The following is a 19219-nucleotide window of genomic DNA, read 5'->3' as shown; positions in this document are numbered from 1 at the left end:
CTCACTCCTTGGCGGCGGCCAGCGCCCAATCCGGCACGGCCTTCAGATCCCAGATGAGGCCGGTGGCGGCCAGCAGGCGCAGGCCGTACCAGGTGATGTCGATCTCGCGCGGACGAAAACCCTGGCGCGCCGATCCCGGATAGAAGTGATGGTTGTTGTGCCAGCCCTCACCGAACGTCAGCAGCGCAAGCCACACGTTGTTGCGGCTGTCATCGGTGGTGTCATAGCGCCGCTTGCCGTAGCGGTGCGCCAGCGAGTTGATGGTGACGGTGGCGTGGAACAGGGCCACGGTGGAAATGAAAAAGCCCCACACCAGCATCTGCGGCCCGTCCGTGCCCAGGCCGGGCGCCACTCGCGCCAGCAGCGCCCCCAATCCGTAGCACCCCACCGCCAGCGCCAGCGGCACCGCGGCGTCAAAGCGGTCGAGCCAGCGCAGTTCGGGGAAGCCGCGCAGATCCGGCACGCGCGCAAGGTCGGTGGCGAAGGCGCGGCGCGTCAGGAACCAGCCCATGTGGCTCCACCAGAAGCCGTGATGGCGCGGAGAATGCAGGTCATGCGCATCGTCGGCATGGCGATGGTGGTGCCGATGATGGGCCGCCCACCACAGCGGACCGCGCTGCGCGCACGATGCTCCCAGCACGGCGAACACCCACTGCATGCCCCGCGACGTGCGGAATGTGCGATGCGAAAAATAGCGGTGATAGAAGCCGGTCAGAGCGAACATCCGCACCGCGTAGAGCGCCCCCGCCACCACCAGCGCAACCGGCGAGACGCCGGTCCACAGCACACCCAGGCAGCCGGCGTGCAGCAAGGCGAAAGGCAAGGCGCGGGTCCAGTCGATGCGATCGGGATCGCCGCCTGGCGCGTCCTGCGCCTGCGTATCGACCCAGCGCCGCATCGAAGCGGTCCAGCCGGTAAGAATGGAGCGCATCATGCTGTCCTGTGGGAAACGTAGGGGGATATACGGTCCCGGCACAGCATCGGATGCGTAGGTGAAAACCCTGGTGCGAAGCGAGCCGCGGCAAGCGCGCGGCCCCGCTCAAGAAGCGGCTCAGATCTTGAGCACGTCGCCCTTCATGATGACCGGGCCGGTGGGCTTGCCCGACGGCGACCCGCCCGGCGGTTCGAGCGTGATGGCCAGGGTCTGCCCGCCTTCCAGGCCTTGGGCGCGCGGCAGCGCCGTCTGGCCATCGGGGGCCACCACCCCGACGGATATCGGCGCCTGTCCCGGCGGAATCACCCAGAGCTCCAGGGCCTTGCCGTCGGCGCGCGAGGCCAGATCCTGCAAGGCATGCACGTGCAGGCCGCCGCGCTCGTCGGCGCGCACCACCAGCATGGCCTGCGCCTCGGGGCTTTGCAGCACCGCCATCAGCTGCGTGCGCGCGGCGCGGTCAACCTGCATGGGGTAGATCGCCACCCCTGCCACCAGCAGGGCCGCCAGCGCGCCGCTGACCACGCGCCAGAATGCCAGGCCCTGCCAGCCGCGGCCGCCACCCGGCTTCAGGCGCGATTCGATGGCGCGCCACACGCGGCGTGGCGGCACCCGGGCCGGCAGCGACCACAACAGGGGGTAGATGTCGTTTTCCCATTCGCGCACCTGGCGGCGCAGGTTGGCGTCGGCGGCCATCAAGCCCTCGAAACGGCGGCGTGCGCCCCCGCGCATGGCGCCGGCCACGTAGTCTGCGGCAAGCCGCTCGCGCAGTTGAGGATTGGTGTAGTTCATGACAGACACCTCTTGAGCCGGTCCATGCCGCGCCGCACCCAGCTCTTGATCGTGCCCAGCGGGGCCTCGAGGCGGCGGGCGATCTCGCTGTGGCTGAGGTCGTCGAAAAAGGACAGCGCGATGGCCGCGCGTTGCTGACCTTCGAGCTGTTTCAGGCAGTCCGCCAGACGCTGGCCGTCCTGGTCGCGTTGCAAACGTTCGAACGGGCCGGGCGCGTCATCGGCCCAGGCCTGCGTCAATGCGCCGTCGGCATCGGGGCGTTCCAGGTCCGGCCGGCGGAGCATGTCGATGCAACGGTTGCGCACGATGCGCGTCATCCAGGTCATGACTTGGCTCTGCTCCGATGAATAGCGGGCGGCATTGCGCCAGATATTGATGAAGCTGTCCTGGAGGACTTCCTCTGCCCAGTCGCTTCGCCGCAATATACGTACCGCGAGCGCGAACAGATGCGGGGAAGTCTGACGATAGAGTTCCGCCAGCGCGGACTCCTGGCCGCGAGCGCACTCCTGTATCAAAGCCTGCAGACGAAGCGGATCGGGCATGGCGGCTATCCGGGGTCAGTGGCATTCAGGCCGCGCGACGACAAAACGGCGCTCGGGGGACGGATGTCTTGCAGCGGATGATACAGGCAAGTCCAGGCCGCGAAATATTTTCCGCGGCCTGCATCCAACTGCGGCTCCCGCGTGTAGTACCTGCAACGGCGCGCATTCCGTGCGCCGTATCCGCAGCGTTTTACTGCGCAGGAGACCGCTCATGATGACTCGCCACACCCCCGCCAACGGCCTTTTCGCGGCCGCAATGCTGGCCGCTTGCGGCATGCTGCACACCTCCCCGGCGCTGGCCGCCTCGCAAGACGCCCTGCCCGCTTCTGTTCAGGTGCCCGCCGGCCACAAAGTGGCATGGGAAACCGTGGGCACGGGCGACATCACCTATGAATGCCGCGCCAAGGCCGACGCCAAGGACCAGATGGAATGGGTGTTCGCCGGTCCGAAGGCGGTGCTGAAAGACCGCCAGGGCAAACAGGTCGGCACCTACTATGGCCCGCCCGCCACCTGGGAAGCCGCAGACGGCTCCAAGCTGACCGGCACGCAGGTCGCCGTGGCGCCGGCCGGCGCGGGCAACCTGCCCTATCAACTGGTCAAGGCCAATCCCGCCATGGGCGCCGGCGCCCTGACCGGCGTCACGTATATCCAGCGCACGGCGCTCAAGGGCGGCGTGGCGCCGCAGACGCCTTGCACGAAGGCCGGCGAACGCAGCCAGGTGTCTTACCAGGCCGACTACATCTTCTGGAAGGCCAACTGACATCGGGCAGGCAGGCCCCTGGCGGCAACGGGACTCCGGTAACATGCCTGGATCCGCCGCCGCCCGGGGCTTGTCAGCCCGGTCCGTGCCCACCCCCTCCTGCTCTGCGCGCATGCCGAACCGACCTGATCCGGACTTCGATTACACCGCGGCCCTCGAGCAGTGCGCCGCGGGACGCCGCTCGGCGCTGGAGGCCCTGTACCGCCAAGAAGGCCCCCGTCTGCTGGGCGTCGCGCAGCGCATCGTGCGTGACCGCGCCCGGGCCGAAGACATCGTGCACGACGCCTTCGTCAATATCTGGAACCGGGCTGGCAGCTTCGACGCCACGCGCGGTTCGGCCCGCGGCTGGATCTACAGCGTCGCGCGCAACCTGGCGCTGAACGCCGTGCGCGACGGCCGCCACGAAACCGCCGTCGACGACGACACCGCCGCCGCGCTGGATGCTCGCGACGCAATGGACGCCTGGCACGACACACGCGACGCCTTCGACTGGCGCGACAGCGCCGGCCGCATCGGCCCGTGCCTCGAACAATTGGAACCCGTGCGGCGCAACTGCGTGCTGCATGCCTACGTGGAAGGCCTGTCGCACAGTGAAATCGCGCAGCGCCTGGGCGCGCCGCTGGGCACCGTCAAAGCCTGGATCAAGCGCAGCCTGAAAGCGCTGAAGGAATGCCTGGCATGAGCGCCCCGTCCCCTTCCCCCGACAACCTGGATGAACTGGCCGGCGAATACGTGCTGGGCACCTTGTCCGCCGCACGCCGGCGCGACGTCAACGCCCGCCTGCCGCACGATGCCGCGCTGCGCGCCGCCGTCGACCGCTGGGAAGAACGCCTGCTGCCGCTCAGCAGCCTGGCCGAGCCGATCGAGCCGTCGCCGGGGCTGTGGCCTCGCATTGCGGATACGCTGGATCGCCAACGCGCGGCCCCGCAAGCCGCGCAGCCGGCGCGCCCGGGTTGGTGGGACAGCCTGTTCTTCTGGCGCGGTGCGGCCGCCAGCGGCCTGGCTGCCGCCCTGGTGCTGGCCGGCACGCTGGCGCTGCGGCCCGCGCCCGCGCCGGGTCCCGTGCAGTACATGGTGGTGCTGGTCGCGCCCCAATCACAGACGCCGGGCTGGGTCGTGCAGGCCAGTGCCGGTCAGCGCGAAGTGCAACTGGTGCCGATCGCGGCCATGCAGGTGCCGGCTGATCGTGCGCTGGAATTCTGGACCAAGGCCGACGGCTGGGCCGGTCCGGTCTCGCTGGGCCTGATCAAACCGGGCGAGCCGGTGCGCATCCCGCTGGACAAGCTGCCGCCGCTGGAACCGAATCAGTTGTTTGAGCTGACGCTGGAACCGGCCACCGGGTCGCCCACCGGCAAGCCGACCGGGCCGATCCAGTTCATCGGCCGCGCGGTAAAGGTGATGTAGCGCCGGCCCGCCTGAATCGGCGCCGGCCCAAGCTCGGGACCTGAAGCCGGCCTGAAGCCCATGAATTGTTTCCTTTCTTTCCGAACTGGAACCAAGGGCGCAGACCCCCGCAAATATAATTTCCGAGACTCAAATTCAGCGGAGGTTTTTCATGCGCCATGCAGAAGCCGGTCGTCGTTTCATCCACCCGTTGCGGCGCGTCGCCCCGTGGCTGGCCTTGGGACTGTTGGGTTTGACGTTGTATGGCTGTGCCGCGACGACGCCGCCCAAAGGCGTGACACCCGTAGGCTCCTTCGACGTGCATCGTTATGAAGGACGCTGGTTCGAAATCGCGCGGCTGGACCACAGCTTCGAACGCGGCATGACGGATGTCACCGCCCACTACACGCTGCAGGACGACGGCACCGTGCGCGTCGTCAACCGCGGGTTCGACCCGGGCAAGGGTTCGCAAGGCGATTGGCGTTCGGCGCAGGGGCGAGCCCGCTTCACGGGTGACCCATCGGTGGCATCGCTGAAAGTGTCGTTCTTCGGCCCCTTCTATGGCGGCTACCATGTGGCCGCATTGGATCCGGATTATCGCTGGGCCCTGGTCGTCGGCCCGGATCGCAGCTACGCCTGGATTCTCGCGCGTGACAAGACGCTTGGCCGCGATACGCGCGACGACATCCTGCGCCGCGCCAAGGCGTTGGGCCTGGACACCGACGCATTCATCTGGGTCAGCCAGGAACGCGAACAGCCGCCACTGGAACCGGCCTCCTGATCCGGGGCCGCGCGCCATGACATCCGAGCGCGCAAGCGCACACACCCTGCGCCTGATCCTCGGCGACCAGCTGAACCCGTTGCACAGCTGGTTCGCCCGCACCGACCCGGACGTCGTGTATGTGCTGATGGAAGTGCGTCAAGAGACCGACTACGTGCTGCACCACGCGCAAAAAATCCTGGCGATATTCGCCGCCATGCGGGATTTCGCGCGGCATCTGCGCGAGGCGGGACATCGCGTGCGGTATGTCGCCATCGACAATCCCAGCAACCGGCAGAACATCACCCAGAATCTGGCAGCGTTGATGGCCCACTATGGCGCCCGAGAACTGGACTACCAGCAGCCGGATGAGTGGCGCGTCAGCGAAGTCCTTGGCGCCTGGAGTGCATCGCAAGCATTCTCTGTCCGGGAAGCCGACAGCGAGCATTTCTACACGACGCGTGACGAGGTGGCCAAGTTCTTCGGCCCACGCAAGAACTGGCTCATGGAGACGTTCTACCGTCATATGCGCCAGCGCCATGGCGTGCTGGTGGACGAATCGGGCGCGCCCGCGGGCGGCCGATGGAACTTTGACCACGACAACCGCAAGTCCTGGCCTGGCACGCCGCCGCTGCCGCCGGACGCGCGGCCGAAGCATGACCATCGCGCGTTGTGGGAAACGGTGTGTCAGGCAGGCGTGCGAAGCTTTGGAAATCCGCAAGCCGATCAGTTCCGCTGGCCGTTGAATCGCACGCAGGCGTTAGCGTGGCTGGATCATTTCATCCAGCACACCTTGCCCAACTTCGGGGCTTACGAAGACGCCATGAGCGCGGGCAATCCGCGCCTGTTTCACTCGCAGTTGTCGTTCGCCTTGAACACCAAGATGCTGCACCCAGACGAGCTGGTGCGGCAGGCGCAGGCCGCCTACGAAACGGGGCGCGCGCCCTTGGCAGCGGTCGAGGGCTTCATCCGGCAGATCCTGGGATGGCGCGAATATGTGCGTGGCGTGTACTGGGCGCACATGCCGGGTTACGAGACGCGCAACGCCTTGGCGCACACACGCCCGCTGCCGACGTGGTTCTGGACCGGAAAAACCACCATGCGCTGCATGCGCGACGCCATCGGCAACTCGCTGGACAACGCCTACGCGCACCATATCCAACGCCTGATGGTCATCGGCAACTTCGCGCTGTTGGCCGGTCTGGACCCTGCCGAAGTGCACCGTTGGTATCTGGGCGTGTACATCGATGCGTTCGAATGGGTCGAACTGCCCAACACGGTTGGCATGAGCCAGTTTGCCGACGGTGGTCTGCTGGGCACGAAACCCTATGCCGGCAGTGCGTCGTACATCGACCGAATGAGCGATTACTGCCGTGGATGCTCGTACGACAGGAAACAGAAGACAGGCGATCGCGCCTGTCCGTTCAACGCGCTGTACTGGGATTTCTTTGCTCGCCATCAACCGCAGCTCAAGGACAACCGGCGCCTGGCCATGGTGTACCAACGCTGGCGGGACATGCCCGAGGACGCGCAGACGGCGTTGCGTGAGCACGCGGCGTTGACGTTGACACGCCTGGACGAGCTTTAAGACAGGTTCCACTTCAGAAGCGGTCTGCCCGCCCGGCGGGATGTGGCAGGTATCAACCTGCCGCGCCCCCCATAGACTCCCCGTTCAAGTCCGGCCCGCGGCCGGGCGCCCCTTGAATGCGGAGTGATTCATGACAGCACCTCGGGCGGGTATCCGACTCGCCGACTTCCTATCCCCGACCGTCGCGGCCCTGATATCGGTGTTGGTGAACTATGGCGGCACCTTTGTCCTGGTGTTTCAGGCGGCAGAGCTGGCCCGCTTGACGCCGGCGCAGACCACCTCCTGGGTATGGGCGGTATCCATCGGGGTGGGCGTGACCGGCGTGCTGCTCAGCTGGCGCTACAAGGCGCCCATCATTACGGCGTGGTCCACGCCCGGCGCCGCGTTCCTTGCCACGGTCATGCCTTTCACGCCTTATCAGGAAGTCATCGGCGCGTACATGTTGTCGGCGCTGGGTTTCATCGTGCTGGGACTGTCGGGTGCATTCGAAAAGCTTGTGCGCAGGATCCCGGCTGGCATTGCCGCCGGACTGCTGGCGGGCATCCTGCTGCAGTTTGGCGTCAATGCCTTTGGCGGCGCCAGCGCCGACCCCCTGCTGGTGATCGTGCTGGTGGTGTCCTACGCGCTGCTCAAGCGCTTCTCCTCGCGCTTCGCCGTGATCGGCATCCTGGCCATCGGCCTCGCATTGCTCATCGCGCAGGGCCGGATCGACTTCTCGGCGGTCCATCTGCGCCTGGCGGCGCCCGTGTTCGAAACGCCCGGCTTCTCGCTGCAGGCCGCGCTGGGCGTTGCGCTGCCCCTTTTCATCATCACGCTCACGGGTCAATACATGCCCGGCATGCTGGTGCTGCGCAACGATGGCTACCGGACCAGCGCGAATCCGATCCTGACCGTGACGGGACTGGGCTCGCTCGTCATGGCGCCTTTCGGCGCGCACGCATTCAATGTCGCGGCGATCACCGCCGCCATCTGCACCGGCAAGGACGCCCATGAAGATCCCGCCAAGCGTTACATCGCGGGTCTGGCCTGCGGTGCGTTCTACATTCTGGTCGGCACCTTCGGCGTTACGTTGGCGACACTGTTCATGGTGCTGCCCAAGGCATTCATCACCACGCTGGCCGGCCTTGCCTTGCTTGGCGCGATTGGCGGCAGCCTGGCCAACGCCATGGCCGACGCGCGCACGCGTGAGACGGCGCTCATCACCTTTCTGGCCACCGCCGCGAACGTCACGATGCTAGGCGTGGGCGGCGCATTCTGGGGCCTGGTGGCCGGCTTGACCGCGCATCTGCTGATGCACGGCGGCCCTCAGGGACGGCACTCCATGCTGCCCAATCAAGGCCGGTCAAGCCCTTGACAGCGCGTTCTCCAGACGCAGCACGGCGTCCTCGATCTCGTAGGCCGTCAACGACGCATAGCCCAACAGCCAGCCCGGCTGCTTGTACGGGCCGGCATACAGCCGGCTGAGGCCGGGCAGGCGCAGGCCGGCGCGCTCCGCCAGAAGCAGGGTCCTTTCCTCGGACCAGCCCGGCTCGAGCAGGCACGGGATCTGCAGGCCGCCGGGGGGACGCACGGCCTGCACGACGTGGCCCAGCCGCTTGACCAGCGACGCCAGCAGAACCTCGCGGCGCCCCGCGTACAGCTTGCGCATTGCCCGCACGTGCGAATGGTAATGACCGTCTTCCATGAAGCGGGCCAGTGTCAACTGCAGTATCTGCGGCGTGTGTCCGTCCATGATGCTGCGCGCCCGTGAAAAGGCGTCGACCAGTTCCGGCGGCAGCGCCATGTATCCCATCCTCAGGCCGGGAAACAGCGTCTTGCTGAACGTACCCAGGTACAAGGTGCGCTGATGCCGGTCCAGACCCTGCACGCAAGCAGTCGGCAAACCGTCGTAATGGAATTCGCTGTCGTAGTCGTCCTCGATGATCCACTTGCCATGGTCCGCGGCCCAACCGATCAGCTCCAGCCTGCGTTCCAGCGACAACGTCACGCCCGTCGGATACTGGTGCGACGGCGTCACATACACGCAACTGGCGCCACTGCGGTCCGCGCGCAGGAGGTCCATGCGTATGCCCTGCGCGTCGACGTCTATCGGCACGACCCGCGTTTCGGCGGCCTCGAACGACTTGCGGGCGCCGAAGTAACCGGGGTTCTCCATCAGGATGGGCTTGTCGGCGTCGGCCAGCAGGTGCGCGCACAGGAAGAGCGCTTGCCGGGTGCTGCTGAGCACCAGGACCTGCTCGGGCACGACCTTGGCGCCACGCTCCAGATTCAGATAGGCAGCGATGGCGCGGCGCAGCGGTTCAGCGCCTTGCGGTTCGCCATGCAGCAGCACGTGGTTGCGGCTGTCCTTCATGACTTGGCGCTGCAGGCGTTCCCAGACGCCAGTGGGAAACGTGCGCGTCTCGGGCAGGCCGGTGGCGAACGCCTTGATGACCTGCTGGTCTGACACGCCGCCGCTATCCAGGATCGCCCGCCCGCGCCGGCTCAGACCCGCACCCGGCTGCGCCGCGCCGGGCTTGCGCTCCAGCCTTGCCCGCTTGCGCGTCGCGCCCCGCAGTTCGATTCCCACCGTCTCGGACACATAGCTGCCCGAGCCCTCGCGACGCACGATGTAGCCATCGCGATGCAATTGCACGTAGGCGTTTTCGACGGTGTCGCGCGATACGCCCAGCGACTTGGCCAAGCTGCGCGTCGCGGGCAGCTTGACCCGCGGTCCCAGCGCGCCGTCCAGGATCAGCGCGCGCAGCGCCCGCTGGATGCGCTGATGCAGATCCAACCGCTGGAGCGCCGCCTCGTTCATTTGAATCTTGAGCGTATCCAGCTGGAATGTCGTTGCCATACGGTTGTTGAACGGTCTGCTTATCGGCACGGAAATGGCCGGTCCTGACCGGCCATTCTAAGTCACTGCCGGGCGATGCCCGCGAAGGTGATGCATCGGGCCTGCACCCGCCGCAGTATGATTTCGACGATCAAGCCATCAGCCATGGCGCCGGATTCCGGGTCAGGCTGATCCAGGATCGAACCGCACTCTGAGTTTTCCGCATGGCACGTACGCGTCACCCCTCGCTCGCGCATTGGGGCGCCTTCACGGCAATCACCGAAGCCGGCCGCCTGGTCGGCTGCGAGCCTTTTGAGCCGGATCCGGCGCCCTCGCCCATGCTGGATTCCATACCAGAGATAGTGCATTCGCCACTGCGCGTGCGCCGTCCCGCGGTGCGGCGCGGCTGGCTTGAAGGCCGCCGCGACCGCGAGGGCGACGACTACATCGAAATTTCCTGGGACCGCGCGCTGGATCTCGTGTCGGGCGAGCTGACGCGCGTGCGCGCCAAGCATGGCGCTGCCGGAATATTTGGCGGCTCGTATGGCTGGTCCTCGGCCGGGCGGGTCCATCATGCGCGCAGCCTGATCCGGCGGTTCCTGTTCCTGGGCGGCGGCTGCGTCGATCAGATCGGTAATTACAGCTGGGGCGCTGCGCAGTTTCTGCTGCCGTATGTCATCGGCACCACCTCTCCCGTCAGCGGCGATGTGACCGATTGGGACAGCGTGCTGGAACACACCCGGGTGCTGATCGCGTTTGGCGGCATTCCGGTCAAGAACAGCCAGGTGACGTCAGGCGGCGCAGGTCTGCACAACCTGCCGGGATGGTTGGGCGAGGCCCAGCGGCGCGGCATCAAGCTGGTGGTGGTCAGCCCCACCCGGGCCGACATTCCCGCCGAAATGGCGGCCGAGTGGCTGCCGATACGGCCCAACACCGACACGGCGTTGATGCTAGGCATGGCGCATACCCTGCTGACCCAGGACCTTCACGACGCGGCATTTCTAGCCAGCCATTGCACCGGGTTCGAGCGCTGGGCTGCGTATTTGCGCGGCGATACCGATGGCCAGCCCAAGGATGCGGCGTGGGCCGCGGCGATTACCGGCATTCCGGCGACCCGCATTGCAGCGCTGGCACGCGAGGCCGCACAGCAGCGCAGCCTGTTGACGGCTGCGTGGGCCTTGCAGCGTGCGCAGCATGGCGAGCAGCCGTATTGGGCATTGATCGGACTGGCGGCCATGCTCGGCCAGATCGGCCTGCCCGGCGGCGGCTTTGCCTTTGGGCATGCCTCGTTGAACGGCGTCGGCCAGCCGCGCCGCCAGGTGCCGGGGCCGGAGATTCCCGTGCCCAAGAACCCGTCGGGCCTGGCGATTCCGGTCGCGCGCATCGCGGACATGCTGCTGGCGCCGGGCACGGAATACGAATTCAATGGTGGGCGCCATGTGTATCCGGACGTGAAGCTGATCTACTGGGCCGGCGGCAATCCCTTCCATCACCATCAGGACCAGAATCGCTTGCGGCAGGCCTGGAACAAGCCCGAGACGGTGATCGTGCACGAGTCCCTCTGGACACCGTTGGCACGGCGCGCCGATATCGTGCTGCCCGCCACGACGGCGCTCGAGCGCGAAGATGTGGGCGGGTCGTCACGCGATCCTTACGTGTTCGCCATGCATCGCGCCGTGGAGCCGCAAGGCGAGGCACGAAACGATTTCGACATCTTTGCCGAGCTGGCGCGCCGCGCCGGCTTTGGCGAGGCATTCACCGCGGGGCGCGATGTGCCCGGCTGGTGCCGGCATGTCTATGACGGTATGCGGGCGGGATGCCAGGCGCGGGGCGTGGAACTGCCTGACTTTGACACCTTCTGGGCGCGCGGGCATGCCGAAGTGCCGCCGCCCGAAACGCCCTACGTGCTGTTTGAGCGCTTTCGGCAGGACCCAGCCGCCAACCCGCTGTACACAAAGTCCGGGCGGATCGAGCTGTATTCCGAAGCGGTGGCCGGTTATGGCTATGACGATTGCCCCGGGTATCCGGCCTGGCTGCCGCCGACCGAATGGCTGGGCGCGCCGGCCGCCGAGCAATGGCCGCTGCATCTGCTGACCAATCAACCGCGCACGCGGCTGCACAGCCAACTGGATCCCGCCAGCCTGTCGCGCGCCGACAAGGTGTCCGGCCATGAGCCCATTGCGATCAACCCGCTGGATGCGGCCGAGCGCGGCATCAGCGAAGGCGATGTGCTGCGGGTGTTCAACGACCGTGGCGCCTGTCTGGCGGGTGCGGTGCTGGACGACGGGCTGTCGCGCGGCGTGGTGATCATGGCGACGGGCGCCTGGTCGGATCCCGACGGCCCACTGGACAGGCATGGCAATCCGAACGCACTGACCGCGGACATCGGAACCTCGCGGCTGACGCAGGGCCCCAGCGCCCAGACCGCCCTGGTGCAGGTGGAAAAGTATCTGGGCGAGCCGGTGCAGCATCGGGCGTGGGAACTGCCCGTGTTGCTGTCCGGGGCGGCGTAGTACCGCAACCCGCCCCGCGGCAGTCAAGTAATTCCGCGACATATCCTTAGAACGGCACGTTTGATTTTCTGACGGCAAACTTCGTTTTCCTTATTTACGATGGATCCGGAGTGCGCCATGCGCCTTAACCAGTTATTGGGTTTGCTGCTGTCTGCGTCGGTGCTGAGCGCCGCCCAGGCGGCTGATATCACGTTGGCGCTGGGCACCGAGCCCTCGACGCTGGATCCGCAGACGGCGCAGGACGGCTCCGAGCGCGCCGTGTCGCGCAACATCTTCGAAACCCTGCTGACCCGAACGCCCGCCGGCGAGCTGGTGCCGCAATTGGCGACAGCCCTGCCGCGTCAGATCGACGCGACGACCTGGGAAGTCACGCTGCGTCCGGACCTCAAGTTCAGCGACGGCAAGCCCCTGGATGCCGCTGCCGTGGCCGCCAGCATCAACCGCATCGTCGACCCCAAGACCGCCTCGCGCCAGCGTCCGTTCTTTCTTGGCATCAAGCAGGCCGAGGCCGTGGACGCCGTAACCGTCAAGGTGCACACCAACGGCGCCGATCCGGCGCTGCCCGCGCGTCTGTCCTGGCTGACCATCGTGTCGCCAGCCGCGGCCGCCGATGGCAGCCTGAGCCAGAAGCCGGTGGGCAGCGGCCCCTATGTGCTGACGGAATGGTCCAAGGGCAATCGCATCGTCCTCACCAAGAACCCGAATTACTGGAACCCCAAGGCCGTCGGCAATGTCGACCGCGCCACCTATCGCTTCGTCGCCGAACCCGGCACGCGCCTGTCTGGCCTGCGCGCCGGCGATTTCGACTTCATCACCAATCTGCTGCCGGAAGACACCAAGCGCGTGGCCAAGGCCGTGACGCTCAAGGGCACCGACCTGCCGTTTGTGTCGCTCAACGCCCTGAAAGGCCTGACGGCCGACGTGCGCGTGCGCCAGGCCTTGAACTACGCAGTGGACAAGGAAGCGCTGGCCAACGACCTCTATGGCGGCTACGCGTCTGTGTCGCACGGCCAATTGCTGGCGCCGGGCTGGTTTGGCTATGACGCCTCCATCAAGCCCTATCCGTACGATCCCAAGCGCGCGACCGAGCTGCTGAAAGCCGCCGGCGCCCATGGCAAAAGCATCGACCTCTATGCCCCCTCGGGCCGTTGGCTGAAAGACAAGGAACTGGCGGAAACCATTGCCGCCTACTGGGAGGCCGCGGGCCTGAAGGTCAACTTCCGGGTGCTGGCCTGGGCCGAATACCTGGACGCGCTGAACAAGAACCGCGTGCCGACCGAAGCGCAGATCAGCAGCAGCCATTCGAACCAGCTGCTGGACGCGGATCGCACGCTCAGCGCCTATTACGCCGAAGGCGGCGTCGCAGCCGCCAACGACAACGCCGAGCTGAAAAAGCTGATCGAAGACGCGCGCCAGGAAGCCGATCCCGCCAAGCGACAGGCTTTGTATTCCAAGGCGCTGCAGATCGGCCGCGATCAGGCCTATCTCGTCTTCCTGCTCGATGGCGGCGAGATTTTCGGTTTGTCCAAGCGCGTGGATTTCTCGCCGCGCGTCGATGGCCTGATTCCGCTCAAGGACTTCCGTGTCACCGACTGATCAGGGCGGGCGCGGCTTGCCGCGCTTTTTGCTGGGCCGCTTTCTGCAAGGCTTGCTGGTCGTGTTGGGCGTGACGACGATCGTGTTCGTCGTCACGCGGCTTATCGGCGACCCGGTGCAGGCCATGCTGCCGGTCGATGCCTCGGCCGAAGACCGCGCCGTGCTGGCGCGCGCCTTGGGCATGGATGGGCCGATCTGGCTGCAGTACCTGCACTATCTGCGCGACATCGCCAGCTTTCAGTTCGGCGACTCGCTGTGGCAACACCGGCCGGCCGTGGACATCGTGCTGGAACGCCTGTCGGGCACCCTCACCTTGTGCCTGGGCGCGCTGACCGTCGCCGTGCTGCTGGGCGTGCCGCTGGCCATTGCCGCCGCCCTGAAGCCCGGGCAATGGGCGGACCGCATTTCGGTATTCCTGAGCCTGAGCGGTCTGTCCCTGCCGCAGTTCTGGCTGGGCTTGCTGCTGATCCTGCTGTTTGCCGTGACCTTGAACTGGCTGCCCTCATCCGGTTCGGACACCGCGGCCAGCGCCGTGCTGCCGATCGTGACGCTGGCGCTGCCGGCCTTGGGCCGCATCGCCATGATGTTGCGCTCGGCGCTGATCGATGAACTCAATTCGCAATACGTGCGCACGGCGCGCGCCAAGGGATTGCGCTCGCGGCGCGTCGTGCTGGTGCATGCCTTGCGCAATGCCGCCGTGCCGACGGTCGCGCTGCTGGGCTGGGAATTTGCCGCCATGCTGGCCGGCCATACCGTCGTGGTCGAAACCGTGTTCGCCTGGCCAGGGCTGGGCCAGACGGCGGTGCAGGCCATCGAGCGCCAGGATCTGGTGCTGCTGCAGGCCGTGGTCTTCTTCATCGCCTTCCTGATCGTGATTCTGAATTTCTGCCTGGACATCGTGTACCGGGTGCTGGACCGGAGAATCGCGGTATGAGCGCGCCTGTGTGGGAAGTGCCGGTGTCCGCACCGGCGGCACGTGGCTGGCGTGCCTTGTCGGATCGCCAGCGCGGCTGGATTCTGGCCGTGGTGCTGTTGCTGGCACTGGCGGCCGTTGCCATCATCCTGCCGTGGCTGGCGCCTTATGACCCCGCCACGATCAAGCTGTCGGCACGCCTGCGTCCGCCGGCCTGGGAAGAACGCGGCAGCCTGGCGAATCTGCTGGGCACGGACAATCTGGGCCGCGATGTGCTGAGCCGGGTGCTGCACGGCGCGCGGCTGTCGATATTCATCGGCGCCGCCGTGGTGGCGATCTCGGCCGGCGTGGGCGTGCTGGTGGGGCTGATTGCCGGTTTTGCCGGCGGGCGGGTGGACGCCGTGCTGATGCGCTGGGTCGATATCCACGTGGCCTTCCCCGGCTTGCTGCTGTCTTTGGTGATCCTCGTGATTCTGGGTCCCGGCCCGGGAACGGTGATTCTGGCCCTGGCCCTGAACGGCTGGATGGTCTACGCGCGCCAGATCCGCAGCGTGGTCCTGTCGGTGCGCCAGCTGCCCTATATCGAAAGCGCCGAAATGGCTGGCGCGCGGCCGGCGCGCATCCTGCTGCGCCATGTCCTGCCCAATCTGGCCGCGCCGCTGATCACCTTGATGGTGCTGGAGTTCGCGCGTGTCGTGCTGGCCGAGGCTGCCCTGTCGTTTCTGGGTGTCGGCGTGCAACCGCCGGGCGTATCGTGGGGCCTGGACGTGGCCAACGGCCGCAACTATCTGACCAGCGCGTGGTGGCTGGCGACCTTTCCGGGTCTATCCATCGCGCTGACCGTGTTGGGCGTCAACCTGGCGGCCAGCCGCCTGCGCCTGGCGCTGGACCCGCGGGAACGCGAAAAAGACTTTGCCCGCAAACTGCTGGCCAAGGAGGGGCGATGACAACGCAGCCTCTGTTGAGCGTGCGTGACCTGAGCGTTGAATTTCTGACCCGCCAGGGCAGTGTGAATGCGGTCGATCGCGTGTCCTTTGAACTGCATGCCGGCGAAACGCTGGCCTTGGTCGGCGAAAGCGGATCCGGCAAAAGCGCCTGCGCCTTGGCGTTGATGGGCCTGACCACCTTGCCGGGCCGGGTGGCCGGCGGCAGCGTGGTGTTTGACGGCCAGGATCTCCTGACCCTGCCGGAGCGCGCGCTGGAAGACATCCGCGGCCGGCGCATCGCCATGGTGTTTCAAGATCCCATGAGCGCGCTGAATCCGCTCCTGACCATCGGCACACAGATCGATGAAGTGCTGGAGCGCCACACTGCGCTGAATGCCGCAGCGCGCCGTGCGCGCATCATCGGTCTGCTGGAGCAGGTCGGCATCCCCAAACCGGCCGAGCGCCTGGGGCGCCTGCCCCACGAGTTTTCTGGCGGCCAGCGGCAACGCATCCTGATCGCCATGGCGCTGGCCTGCGATCCGCAGATCCTGATTGCCGACGAGCCGACCACCGCGTTGGATGTCACGATCCAGGCGCAGATCCTGGAGCTGTTGGCCGAGCTGAAAGCCCGCCTGAAACTGGCGGTGCTGCTGGTGACGCACGATCTGGGCGTGGTGGCGCAAGTAGCCGACCGCGTAGCCGTAATGTATGCCGGCCGTCTGGTGGAGGTGGGCGATGCCGATGCCTTGTTCGAGCAGCCCGCCCATCCCTATACGGCGGGTCTGCTGCGCGCGACGCCGCGGCTGTCGGATAACCAGCCCCGCATGACGGCGATCGACGGCGTGCCGCCCGATCCGCGCGTGCGCCGCAGCTATTGCGACTTCGCGCCCCGTTGCCCGGGCGCCGATGCGGCCTGCGCCGCGCGGCCGCCTTTGCAAACGCTGTCGCCAGGACGTCTGGCTGCCTGTGTGCGGCCGTTTGCACCGGTCTGGAAGGAGCTGGCATGACGGCGCCCCTGTTGCAGGTAGAGGATTTGCGAGTGCATTACCCGGTGCGCTCGGCGGGCTGGTTCAGCCGGCCCATGACCGCGCGCGCGGTCGATGGGGTGTCGCTGGAACTGGCGCGCGGTGAAACCTTGGGCCTGGTAGGCGAATCCGGTTCGGGCAAGACCACCTTGGGCCGCGCGGTCCTGCGCCGCACGCCGTTGACGTCGGGGTCCATCCGGTTTCAGGGGAAAGACATCAGCACCGCTGGCGCCGCGCAATTGCGCGAGCTGCGGCGGCACATGCAGCTCGTGTTCCAGGACCCGACCACCAGCCTGAATCCTCGTCACACCGTGTTTGATGCGATCGCCGAACCCTTGATCGTGCATGGCTGGTCAGCCGGACGGCGTGCGCTCGAAGCGCGCGTAGCCCAGTTGATCACGCAGGTCGGTCTGCCGGCCGATACGGCCAAGCGCTATCCCCATGCGTTCTCCGGCGGTCAACGTCAGCGCGTCGGCATTGCCCGCGCGCTGGCGATCCAGCCCGAGCTGATCGTGGCCGATGAACCCGTGTCGGCGCTGGACGTGTCGGTGCGGGCGCAGATCATCAATCTGTTCCAGGACTTGCAGCAGGAGCTGGGACTATCCTTCCTGTTGATCGCGCACGACCTGGCCGTGGTGCGGCATATCTCGCATCGCATCGCCATCATGTATGCCGGCCAGATCGTCGAGACCGGTCGGCGAGACGATGTCTATGACCGGCCGCTACATCCCTATACGCGCGGTTTGCTGGCTGCCGTACCCGAACCGGAACGCCATCGCGATGGCCGTCGGACGTTTCCGGTGGCGCTAGGTGAACCGCCCAGCCCGATGTCCCCGCCATCAGGCTGCCGGTATCACCCGCGTTGTCCCCTGGCGGTTGAACGTTGCCGGCAGGAAGCGCCGCCGCTGATGACCATGGCGGGCGAACACAAAGTGGCTTGCTGGTTTCCCGGCGCCGCCCCGATTTCCTCGTAATTTTTCATGGAGAAACCATGTCTGTTAAAGCTCTGACCCCTGTCGATCCGGCTGACGCCGACGCGGTGCGCGCCTGGTTCAAGGAACTGTCCGACCATGTCCAGGCCGTGGATTACGCGGCGGCGCGCCATTTGTTCGCGGAAGACTTTGTCGCGTTCGGCACGTACACCAACTTCGTGCATGGCCGCGATCATGCCGAGAAAAACCAGTGGCGCAACGTGTGGTTCAGCATCGACAAGTTCCTGTGGCGTCTGGACGACGTGCAGACCTTTGTGTCGCCGGACCGCCTGTTTGCCGTCGGTGCGGCGGTGTGGGACTCGATCGGCTATCACCCGGACGGCAAGACCTTCGACCGCCTGGGCCGCGCCACCGTGTCGTTCGCGCGCGAGAATGTCGGCGATCCGTGGGTGGCGACGCACACGCACATGTCGCTGTTCCGCGATACACCCAGCGTGTCTCACGGGAACAAGCCGGTTCGGAGTTAAGCGGGACCTCGCCCCGATTCAGATGCCGCCCTCACCGGCCTGATGCCGCGACGCCGTGGTCGTGGCATCAGGATCGGTCAACCAAGGCGCTCAGGCCAGCAACAGACGCAACTGCCGCACCAGATCCGAACGGGCCTCCTGCGCTTGAGGCAGGATGCGGGTCATGCTGATGAAGCTATGCGGCACGCCGGGGTAGATTTTCTGCCACGGCTGCGCGCCCGCCTCGCGCAACGCCTGCGCCAGGTCCTTGGTGTCGTCCAGCAAGGGATCGAGTTCGGCGGCTTGCAGAATGGCAGGAGGCAGACCCTGCACGCTGCCCAAGAGCGGCGCAACGCCAGGGTCCTGCAATTGCGCTTCATCGGCCACATACTGGCGCCAGAACCAATCCAGCTTGTCGGTCGACAACCCAAAGCGGCCATCGCCCAGTTCCTGCTGCGCAGGCGTATCACGGCGCGCCGACAGCATGCCGTAGATCAGCGCAATCCCGCGCAACAGCGGCTCGCCCGCATCCCGCAGCCGTTGCGCCGCCGCCAGCGTCAGATTGCCGCCAGCGGACTCTCCGCCCAGACTCAAGCGTCCGGCATCCAGGCCCAGCGATGCCGCATTGCCATGCAGCCAGCGCACCGCCCCCAACACCTGCTCCACCGCCACCGGGTATCGTGCTTCGGGCGCCAGCGCATACTCCAACCCGCCCGTCACGATGCCGGCCTCATTGGCAATCTCGCGTTTCCAGCGATCCAATGTTTCCAGATCCCCGTGCGCGAACCCGCCGCCGTGCAGATGCAGATACAGCGGCAGCGCCTTGCCCTCCGAGCCCGCGGGATAGTAAAGCCGCAACGTCGCCGGCACCGTCAGATGATCCAGCCGATGCTCCACCACCCGCCCGACCTCGGGCACGTCCCCAGCCAACCAGATCTGATAACCGCGCGCCTGCCGGCGCACTTGATCCAGCGGGGTGGTCAGCACGTTGGGGGTGCCGACACCGGCTTCACGGCCCAAGGCCTGGGCGGCTTGTACTTCGGGTGACAGGGTGCTCATGATGCGTCCGATGCAATGAAGGAAGGCTGGCCGACGGCGGCGGCCAAAACCGCTCAGTATGGACACCCCGGCCTCAGGCGTCCAAATACGATTCAGACATATGCTTTTAACCTGCGGCGAAAGGCAGGTGTTCCCCCGAGCCTGCGATGGCGGCACCTGCGCGACAGGGGCCAAG

Annotated in this window: 18 protein-coding genes; 13 read left to right on the top strand and 5 right to left on the bottom strand. The window is 66.6% G+C overall.

All coding sequences use genetic code 11. From position 1 onward, the window contains the following. Position 1: 1 nt before the first annotated feature. The 3 genes from B2W22_RS09710 to B2W22_RS09700 all read right to left on the bottom strand — a co-directional run bounded on the left by B2W22_RS09710 (position 2) and on the right by B2W22_RS09700 (position 2265). Positions 2-934 carry an acyl-CoA desaturase gene (locus B2W22_RS09710; RefSeq protein WP_286937391.1) on the bottom strand — a complete coding sequence of 311 codons (933 nt, stop codon included), beginning with the start codon at positions 932-934 and terminating at the stop codon, positions 2-4. A gap of 117 nt (positions 935-1051) precedes the next feature. Further along, positions 1052-1723, bottom strand: coding sequence for an anti-sigma factor (locus B2W22_RS09705; RefSeq protein ID WP_175122624.1), 672 nt, complete (start codon positions 1721-1723; stop codon positions 1052-1054). Continuing rightward, positions 1720-2265, bottom strand: a complete 546-nt coding sequence (locus tag B2W22_RS09700; protein ID WP_175122623.1) for an RNA polymerase sigma factor — start codon at positions 2263-2265, stop codon at positions 1720-1722. Before B2W22_RS09700 ends, B2W22_RS09705 begins: the two co-directional genes overlap by 4 nt. Before the next feature lie 214 nt (positions 2266-2479). On the opposite strand from B2W22_RS09700, the gene B2W22_RS09695 reads away from it, so the two are divergent. From B2W22_RS09695 to B2W22_RS09670, 6 genes are all read left to right on the top strand, one after another. After that, positions 2480-3025, top strand: a complete 546-nt coding sequence (locus tag B2W22_RS09695) for a DUF3455 domain-containing protein (RefSeq protein WP_370633012.1) — start codon at positions 2480-2482, stop codon at positions 3023-3025. Between the two features lie 112 nt (positions 3026-3137). Then, positions 3138-3707 (top strand): sigma-70 family RNA polymerase sigma factor, encoded by a 570-nt coding sequence (locus tag B2W22_RS09690; protein WP_175122621.1) that lies wholly within the window; start codon positions 3138-3140, stop codon positions 3705-3707. Next, the gene (locus B2W22_RS09685) at positions 3704-4429 is read left to right on the top strand and encodes an anti-sigma factor (RefSeq protein ID WP_286937388.1); all 726 of its coding nucleotides are present in this window, start codon (positions 3704-3706) and stop codon (positions 4427-4429) included. Before B2W22_RS09690 ends, B2W22_RS09685 begins: the two co-directional genes overlap by 4 nt. 151 nt (positions 4430-4580) lie before the next feature. Next, positions 4581-5189, top strand: a complete 609-nt coding sequence (locus tag B2W22_RS09680) for a lipocalin family protein (protein ID WP_286937386.1) — start codon at positions 4581-4583, stop codon at positions 5187-5189. A gap of 16 nt (positions 5190-5205) precedes the next feature. Beyond that, complete coding sequence (locus tag B2W22_RS09675; RefSeq protein ID WP_286937385.1) at positions 5206-6756, top strand: cryptochrome/photolyase family protein; 1551 nt, start codon at positions 5206-5208, stop codon at positions 6754-6756. A gap of 130 nt (positions 6757-6886) precedes the next feature. Next, entirely contained in the window at positions 6887-8110 is a 1224-nt protein-coding gene (locus B2W22_RS09670; RefSeq protein ID WP_175122617.1) for a benzoate/H(+) symporter BenE family transporter, read from the top strand. Here the strand turns inward: B2W22_RS09670 and B2W22_RS09665 are convergent. Continuing rightward, complete coding sequence (locus B2W22_RS09665; RefSeq protein ID WP_286937382.1) at positions 8099-9595, bottom strand: PLP-dependent aminotransferase family protein; 1497 nt, start codon at positions 9593-9595, stop codon at positions 8099-8101. The two genes, B2W22_RS09670 and B2W22_RS09665, sit on opposite strands and share 12 nt — an antisense overlap. A 203-nt stretch (positions 9596-9798) precedes the next feature. Between B2W22_RS09665 and B2W22_RS09660 the strand changes: the two genes are divergently transcribed. The 7 genes from B2W22_RS09660 (at position 9799) to B2W22_RS09630 (ending at position 18006) form a co-directional block, all read left to right on the top strand. Further along, a complete protein-coding gene (locus tag B2W22_RS09660; protein WP_286937380.1) occupies positions 9799-12087 on the top strand; it encodes a molybdopterin-dependent oxidoreductase in 2289 nt (762 codons plus the stop codon). 117 nt (positions 12088-12204) lie between these two features. After that, positions 12205-13683 carry an ABC transporter substrate-binding protein gene (locus tag B2W22_RS09655; protein ID WP_218342945.1) on the top strand — a complete coding sequence of 493 codons (1479 nt, stop codon included), beginning with the start codon at positions 12205-12207 and terminating at the stop codon, positions 13681-13683. Further along, on the top strand, positions 13670-14617 hold the full coding sequence (locus tag B2W22_RS09650) for an ABC transporter permease (RefSeq protein WP_254594919.1): 948 nt from the start codon (positions 13670-13672) through the stop codon (positions 14615-14617). Before B2W22_RS09655 ends, B2W22_RS09650 begins: the two co-directional genes overlap by 14 nt. Then, a complete protein-coding gene (locus tag B2W22_RS09645) occupies positions 14614-15543 on the top strand; it encodes an ABC transporter permease (RefSeq protein ID WP_175122614.1) in 930 nt (309 codons plus the stop codon). Before B2W22_RS09650 ends, B2W22_RS09645 begins: the two co-directional genes overlap by 4 nt. Continuing rightward, the gene (locus tag B2W22_RS09640) at positions 15540-16529 is read left to right on the top strand and encodes an ABC transporter ATP-binding protein (RefSeq protein WP_175122613.1); all 990 of its coding nucleotides are present in this window, start codon (positions 15540-15542) and stop codon (positions 16527-16529) included. The genes B2W22_RS09645 and B2W22_RS09640 overlap by 4 nt, the downstream gene beginning before the upstream one ends. Then, complete coding sequence (locus tag B2W22_RS09635; RefSeq protein ID WP_175122612.1) at positions 16526-17521, top strand: ABC transporter ATP-binding protein; 996 nt, start codon at positions 16526-16528, stop codon at positions 17519-17521. The genes B2W22_RS09640 and B2W22_RS09635 overlap by 4 nt, the downstream gene beginning before the upstream one ends. Positions 17522-17538: 17 nt before the next feature. Further along, positions 17539-18006 carry a YybH family protein gene (locus B2W22_RS09630; RefSeq protein WP_175122611.1) on the top strand — a complete coding sequence of 156 codons (468 nt, stop codon included), beginning with the start codon at positions 17539-17541 and terminating at the stop codon, positions 18004-18006. Positions 18007-18096: 90 nt separating this feature from the next. On the opposite strand, the gene B2W22_RS09625 is transcribed toward B2W22_RS09630, so the two are convergent. Beyond that, complete coding sequence (locus B2W22_RS09625) at positions 18097-19044, bottom strand: alpha/beta hydrolase (RefSeq protein ID WP_175184592.1); 948 nt, start codon at positions 19042-19044, stop codon at positions 18097-18099. Positions 19045-19219 lie beyond the last annotated feature (175 nt).

It is taken from the genome of Achromobacter sp. UBA4530, assembly GCF_002388205.1.
In the GTDB taxonomy this organism is placed as follows: Bacteria; Pseudomonadota; Gammaproteobacteria; order Burkholderiales; family Burkholderiaceae_B; genus Achromobacter; species Achromobacter animicus.
Note: the sequence above shows the minus strand (reverse complement) of the source record. Positions and strands in the feature narration are given on the sequence as shown.

What these genes read in the sequence shown, in the direction of transcription:
- B2W22_RS09710 (WP_286937391.1), bottom strand. Translation starts at nt 934, where the DNA reads ATGATGCGCTCCATTCTTACCGGCTGGACCGCTTCGATGCGGCGCTGG.
- B2W22_RS09705 (WP_175122624.1), bottom strand. Translation starts at nt 1,723, where the DNA reads ATGAACTACACCAATCCTCAACTGCGCGAGCGGCTTGCCGCAGACTAC.
- B2W22_RS09700 (WP_175122623.1), bottom strand. Translation starts at nt 2,265, where the DNA reads ATGCCCGATCCGCTTCGTCTGCAGGCTTTGATACAGGAGTGCGCTCGC.
- B2W22_RS09695 (WP_370633012.1), top strand. Translation starts at nt 2,480, where the DNA reads ATGACTCGCCACACCCCCGCCAACGGCCTTTTCGCGGCCGCAATGCTG.
- B2W22_RS09690 (WP_175122621.1), top strand. Translation starts at nt 3,138, where the DNA reads ATGCCGAACCGACCTGATCCGGACTTCGATTACACCGCGGCCCTCGAG.
- B2W22_RS09685 (WP_286937388.1), top strand. Translation starts at nt 3,704, where the DNA reads ATGAGCGCCCCGTCCCCTTCCCCCGACAACCTGGATGAACTGGCCGGC.
- B2W22_RS09680 (WP_286937386.1), top strand. Translation starts at nt 4,581, where the DNA reads ATGCGCCATGCAGAAGCCGGTCGTCGTTTCATCCACCCGTTGCGGCGC.
- B2W22_RS09675 (WP_286937385.1), top strand. Translation starts at nt 5,206, where the DNA reads ATGACATCCGAGCGCGCAAGCGCACACACCCTGCGCCTGATCCTCGGC.
- B2W22_RS09670 (WP_175122617.1), top strand. Translation starts at nt 6,887, where the DNA reads ATGACAGCACCTCGGGCGGGTATCCGACTCGCCGACTTCCTATCCCCG.
- B2W22_RS09665 (WP_286937382.1), bottom strand. Translation starts at nt 9,595, where the DNA reads ATGGCAACGACATTCCAGCTGGATACGCTCAAGATTCAAATGAACGAG.
- B2W22_RS09660 (WP_286937380.1), top strand. Translation starts at nt 9,799, where the DNA reads ATGGCACGTACGCGTCACCCCTCGCTCGCGCATTGGGGCGCCTTCACG.
- B2W22_RS09655 (WP_218342945.1), top strand. Translation starts at nt 12,205, where the DNA reads ATGCGCCTTAACCAGTTATTGGGTTTGCTGCTGTCTGCGTCGGTGCTG.
- B2W22_RS09645 (WP_175122614.1), top strand. Translation starts at nt 14,614, where the DNA reads ATGAGCGCGCCTGTGTGGGAAGTGCCGGTGTCCGCACCGGCGGCACGT.
- B2W22_RS09640 (WP_175122613.1), top strand. Translation starts at nt 15,540, where the DNA reads ATGACAACGCAGCCTCTGTTGAGCGTGCGTGACCTGAGCGTTGAATTT.
- B2W22_RS09635 (WP_175122612.1), top strand. Translation starts at nt 16,526, where the DNA reads ATGACGGCGCCCCTGTTGCAGGTAGAGGATTTGCGAGTGCATTACCCG.
- B2W22_RS09630 (WP_175122611.1), top strand. Translation starts at nt 17,539, where the DNA reads ATGTCTGTTAAAGCTCTGACCCCTGTCGATCCGGCTGACGCCGACGCG.
- B2W22_RS09625 (WP_175184592.1), bottom strand. Translation starts at nt 19,044, where the DNA reads ATGAGCACCCTGTCACCCGAAGTACAAGCCGCCCAGGCCTTGGGCCGT.